Raw genomic sequence first — 5,669 nt, 5'->3', positions numbered from 1 at the left:
GATGACATATGAAGAGGGGCTGGAACTGATCAGGAAGGAATAAAGAGGTTGATAGCGCTTCATATATCTCGTTCTTAACAAGTCCACTATGGCAAGGCAGTTGATTCCTGTGACCGATGTGCAAAAACACATATCGACAGCCGCTTAACCTCAACCATGATGGGAGAAAACTGCCCAGATGTATTACGGCAAGAATGCCTTTTCGCTGCTCCTACGCTACACGCTTGCCCACGAGATTGAGGAATGGGGCTGGGAGATCGGGGACCATACGTATGGCGCCAAGGGTTCTCCCATCATCATAGAGGCCGAATATGCCGGCCTGAAGATCGGGAAATACTGCTCGATTGCCCGCGAAGTGCTGATGATCCTGGGCAACCACCGCACGGACACGATCACCACCTACCCGTTCAAGAACCAGTGCAATTTCTGGCCCGAAGCAGCTGACGCATCCGATGACCATTCCACCAAGGGGGATATCGTCATCGGCAATGATGTCTGGATCGGCGCGCGGGCCAACATCATGTCAGGTGTAACCATCGGGTCTGGCGCGATCATTGCCACGGCGGCGGTGGTGACCAGGGACGTGCCGCCTTACGCCATCGTCGGCGGCAATCCGACCCGGGTTATCAGATACCGCTTCCCCGAGAGAACCATCGAGCGGCTGCTCGCACTGGCATGGTGGGACTGGCCAGAGGAGGTCATACGGGCTCGGATGCCGCTCCTGATGAGCGATAATATCGAGGGATTCCTGAGTGCATATGAAGGTGTTCCAGCGTAGCGCCTTCATCCCCTTCCAATAGCTTGATAGCATTGCGCCATGGGAAACGCTGAATGCCCGCCCCAATTTGTTCCTATCTGAGCTCATGTCTGAACCCGCTCATTCATGCTGGTTCATGCCAAATTGGCCGGTTTAGGGCCGAATAAGGTAAAACAAACGGATCAGCACCATATGTGTGCCTACGTAATCCCACCTGTTACCCGCGTGTTTGCAGCCAGCCGACAGTAGCACCTGTACGCCATTGCAATACGATACGGTCTCGTCTATGCAAGCCATAACGGCTGCGTCGTGCCGCTGGATTCAGGACATGACTGAGGGTGATCGGTATCCATGCAAACCAGACATACTGGCAATGAAAGCGTGGGCCATGCCCAGCCTCCATCTTTCCTGGCTACCATTCTTCATCCGATCCTGCACAGGGAAGGCAGCCTCCCGCCGGGCCAATATCCCGCGCCCGCCGTGGAAAAACCGCGTAGCGCTCCGGGCCTGATCCTGCTCTGCCTGCTGCTTCTGCTTTCAGCCTGCCACAAGAAGGTGGCAGTGGAGGAAGTCCGCCCCGTCCGATCCGTCATTGTGGACCCGACGCCTGACACGAACGGCGAGGTGGTGACGGGACAGGTCTCCGCCCATCAGTCCATCAACCTCGCCTTCCGCCTGCCCGGCAAGGTGGTGGAACGTTCCGTGTCCGCAGGCAGCGTCGTGCGTGCGGGGGACGTGCTGGCGCGGCTGGATGACACGGTGCCACAGCAGACGCTGCGCACGGCGCTGGCGGAAAACGCCACGGCAAAAGCGGCGCTGGAACAGGCTGCCCCCCTGAAGCAGCGGGCCGCAGCCCTGCTGCCGGTGGAGGCCATTTCACGCAACGATTATGACGACGCGGTGCGCCGCTACAAAACCGCGCAGGACCAGGTGCAGGCGACACAGGCGCAGGTACGCGTGGCGCAGGAACAGCTTGGCTACACCCGCCTGATGGCGCCCGAGGACGGCATCGTGACCGACCGGCTGGTGGAAGCAGGCGAGGTGGTGGCCGCAGGCCAGCCCGTCCTGCGCATGGCGGCGGGTGGCGGGCTGGACGGGCAGTTCGACATGCCCGAAGCCCTGGCGCAGTCCCGTCTGACCGTGGGCATGACCATGAAGGTGTGCCTGGACGCAGCGCCTGCTACCTGCGCACCCGCCGCGATCTATGAAATCGCGCCCGATACCGATCCGCTGACCCGCACCTATCATACCAAGGCGCTACTGCGCGCCACGCGGGACATGATGCCGTTGGGCGCGGTGGTGACGGGGCATCTGTCCATATCATCAGCGCCAACCGTCCATCTGCCGCCCGCCGCCCTTGCCACACAGGACGGCAAACCTGCGGTCTGGATCGTGGCCCCCGACACGCTGCGCGTCTCCCAGCGCCCCGTCACCATTGCCCGTTATGCCACCGATGACGTGGTGATCGCATCCGGCCTGAACGCCGGGGACAGGGTAGTGACGGCAGGCGTGCAGGCGCTGTATCCGCAAGAAAAGGTCAGCCTGCTGGATGAAGCCGATGTCCGTCCCTGAGCCACGCGCGCCGGGGGGCATAAACCTGTCCGACTGGTCCATCCGCCACCGTGCGCTGGTCCTGTTCTTCATGATCCTGATCGGCGTGGCCGGCATCCAGTCCTACTTCAGACTGGGCCGGAATGAAGACCCGCCCTTTACCGTCAAGACCATGGTGGTGGAGGCGTTCCTGCCCGGTGCGTCGGTGGAGGAAACCACCCACCAGCTGACCGAACGCATCGAGAAGAAACTGCAGGAAACGCCTGACCTCGATTACGTCAAGAGCTATACGCTGGCGGGCAAGACCACGATTTTCGTCAACCTGCTGTCCGGCGCACCCAAGGCGGAAGTGCCCGACATCTGGTACCAGGTGCGCAAGAAGGTGGGCGACATCAAGGCCCAGTTGCCGCAGGGCACGCTCGGCCCGTTCTTTGATGACGAGTTCGGCGATACCTACGGTATCATCTACGGCTTTACCGCCGATGGCTTTTCCCACCGCGAACTGCGTGACTATGTCGAGACGGTGCGCGACGAACTGCTGCATGTGCCCGACGTGGCCAAGATCGACACGCTGGGCGCGCAGGACGAGAAGATCTATGTCGATTTCTCCACCCACCACCTGGCCCGGCTGGGCATAAACGGGGCCACGATTGCGGCCGCCCTGCTGGCGCAGAACGCCACCGTACCATCCGGCGTGATCGATACCGGGCGCGAACAGATACAGGTCCAGCCCACCGGGCAGTTCGGGTCGGTGCAGGACATTGCCAATGTCACGGTCTATGCCGGCAGCCGCAAGATCCGGCTGGGTGACATCGCCACTATCACCCGCACCCATTCCGACCCGCCGCAGACCATGTTCCGCGTGGGCGGGCAGGATGCGATCGGGCTGGCGCTCAGCATGCGCAGTGGTGGCAACGTGCTGGAACTGGAGAAGAACATCACGGCCAAAATGGCTGAACTGCACGCCCGCATGCCCATCGGCATCGAGGCGCACCTTGTCGCCAACCAGCCCAAGGTGGTGCATGACGCGGTAGGGGACTTTACCGAGGCCCTGTTCGAGGCCATCGTCATCGTGCTGGGCATAAGCTTCCTCAGCCTTGGCGCCCGCGCGGGCACGGTGGTGGCGTTCTGCATTCCCTTCGTGCTGGCAGTCGTGTTCGTGTGCATGAAAATGTTCGGCATTGACCTGCAGCGCGTCTCGCTCGGCGCGCTGATCATCGCCCTCGGCCTGCTGGTCGATGACGCCATGATTACGGTGGAAAGCATGGTCAGCAAGCTGGAGGAAGGCTGGACCCTGACACGGGCCGCGACCTACGCCTATGTCTCGACCGCGTTCCCCATGCTGACCGGCACCCTTGTGACAGTGGCGGGGTTCATCCCGGTCGGGTTCGCGAAAAGTGTCGCGGGGGAATACACATTTTCTCTGTTCGCCGTGGTGGGCATGGCGCTGATCGCGTCATGGTTCGTGGCCGTGCTGGTGGCGCCGCTGGTGGGGGTGACCATCCTGAAGCGGCGCCCGGCGGCAGCACCCCATGCCCCGCCGGAAGGGCGACTGCTGCGCGTGTTCAGCCGGGCGCTACTGTTCACCATGCGCCGCCCGCGTGCGACCGTGCTGGCCAGCCTTGCCGCACTGGTCGTGGCCATTGCGCTGTCCCCACTGGTGCCCCGGCAGTTCTTCCCTGCATCCGACCGGCCGGAACTGCTGGTTGACCTGTCGCTGCGGCAGGGGGCATCGATCAAGGCGACGGCGGATGTCTCGCGCCGGCTGGATGCCATCCTGCGTAATGATCCCGATATCGACCACTGGAGTTCCTATGTCGGGCGCGGGGCTGTGCGCTTTTACCTGTCGCTTAATGAGCAGTTGCCCAACGACTTCTTTACCCAGACCGTCATCGTGGCCAAGAGTGCCGTGGCGCGTGACCGCCTGCGCAAGCGGCTGGATGGTGCACTGAGCCGCGACATGCCCGACGTGGTGCATGGGCTGTTCCCGCTGGAACTCGGGCCACCGGTGGGCTGGCCAGTGCAGTACCGCGTGACCGGCCGTGACCCAGACCGGGTATGGCATTACGCGCATGACGTGGCGAAGATCATGGCCGACAGCAACCAGTTGCACATGGTCAATTTCGACTGGGGCGATCCCGCGCGCAAGCTGAAGATCGACGTGCGGCAGGATGAAGCGCATCGTCTGGGCCTGTCATCGGGGGCGATTGCGCTGGCCATCAATTCGGCGGTGACCGGGCTTACGGCGACGCAGGTCCGTGACAGCATCTATCTGGTCGATGTCGTTCTGCGCGCCAACCATGCCCAGCGCCTGTCGATCGAGGATCTGCGCAATCTTGATATCCGCCTGCCCAATGACCAGACGGTGCCATTGTCTACCGTGGCAAGTGTTTCATACGTCGAGGATTATCCCCTGATCTGGCGGCGCGACCGCCTGCCGACGCTGACCATACAGGCGCAACTGCGCGATGGGGTGCAGGCGGATACCGCCGTTGGCACGCTGGCCCCGAAAATCGCGGCGTTCAATGCCAGCCTGCCATCAGGCTACCATGTCGCGGTGGGCGGCACGGTGGAGGAGAGTGCGAAATCGCAGAAATCCGTCGTGGCTGTCGTGCCGCTCATGATCCTGGTCATGCTGGGTGTGCTGATGATCCAGTTGCAGGACTTCAGGCGGCTGGCGCTGGTCATCAGCGTGGCCCCGTTTGGCCTGATCGGGGTGGTGGGTGCGCTGTTCCTGACCCAGCACCCGATGGGGTTCATCGCCATGCTGGGGCTGGTGGCGCTGATTGGCATGATCATCCGCAACTCGGTCATTCTGGTGCATCAGATCCAGATCGAAAAGGATCTGGGGCAGTCGGAATGGGATGCGGTGATGAATGCGGCCAAGATCCGCTTCCGCCCCATCATGCTGACCGCTGTCGCCGCCATCCTGGGCATGCTGCCCATTGCGTCCAGCGTATTCTGGGGGCCAATGGCCGATGTCATTATGGGTGGGCTGGCCGTGGCGACGGTGCTGACGCTGATCTTCCTGCCTTCGCTGTACGTGCTGTGGTTCAAGGTGAAGGAAACGCCATCGCCGCAGGTTGAGGGAGCCACAAGATGAAACGCATCCCGATCCTCCTGCTGCCTGCGCTGCTGGCGGGCTGCGCGTGGCTGGCCCCCACTTACCACCGGCCACAGATGCCCATGCCCAATAAATGGGGCACGCAGCAGGCCGCCATCGTACCAGATGGCGGCGAATGGTGGCGCAGCTATGGTGATCCGGTGCTGGACGCGCTGGTGGCGGAAGGGCTGAAAAACAATGATGATCTTGCGCTGGCCGGGTCAAAGCTGCAGCAGGCGCGGGCACAGTATAAATATG

General features: G+C 62.2%; 3 protein-coding genes and 1 pseudogene. All 4 read left to right on the top strand.

Annotated features, from left to right (window positions below; genetic code table 11):
- Positions 1 to 178 precede the first annotated feature (178 nt).
- Positions 179 to 778, top strand: coding sequence for a CatB-related O-acetyltransferase (locus GEU01_RS19120; RefSeq protein ID WP_010515894.1), 600 nt, complete (start codon positions 179 to 181; stop codon positions 776 to 778).
- Positions 779 to 1,108: 330 nt separating this feature from the next.
- Entirely contained in the window at positions 1,109 to 2,329 is a 1,221-nt protein-coding gene (locus GEU01_RS19115) for an efflux RND transporter periplasmic adaptor subunit (RefSeq protein ID WP_019087210.1), read from the top strand.
- A complete protein-coding gene (locus GEU01_RS19110; RefSeq protein ID WP_019087209.1) occupies positions 2,307 to 5,411 on the top strand; it encodes an efflux RND transporter permease subunit in 3,105 nt (1,034 codons plus the stop codon). The genes GEU01_RS19115 and GEU01_RS19110 overlap by 23 nt, the downstream gene beginning before the upstream one ends.
- Positions 5,408 to 5,669, top strand: a pseudogene (locus tag GEU01_RS23375) (efflux transporter outer membrane subunit); the annotation flags it as partial. The gene GEU01_RS19110 and the pseudogene GEU01_RS23375, both read left to right, overlap by 4 nt.

The sequence above is a fragment of the Komagataeibacter europaeus LMG 18890 genome, assembly GCF_000285295.1.
GTDB lineage: Bacteria > Pseudomonadota > Alphaproteobacteria > Acetobacterales > Acetobacteraceae > Komagataeibacter > Komagataeibacter europaeus.
The sequence above is the reverse complement of the archived record's forward strand: the minus strand, read 5'-3'. Positions and strand labels throughout refer to the sequence as shown.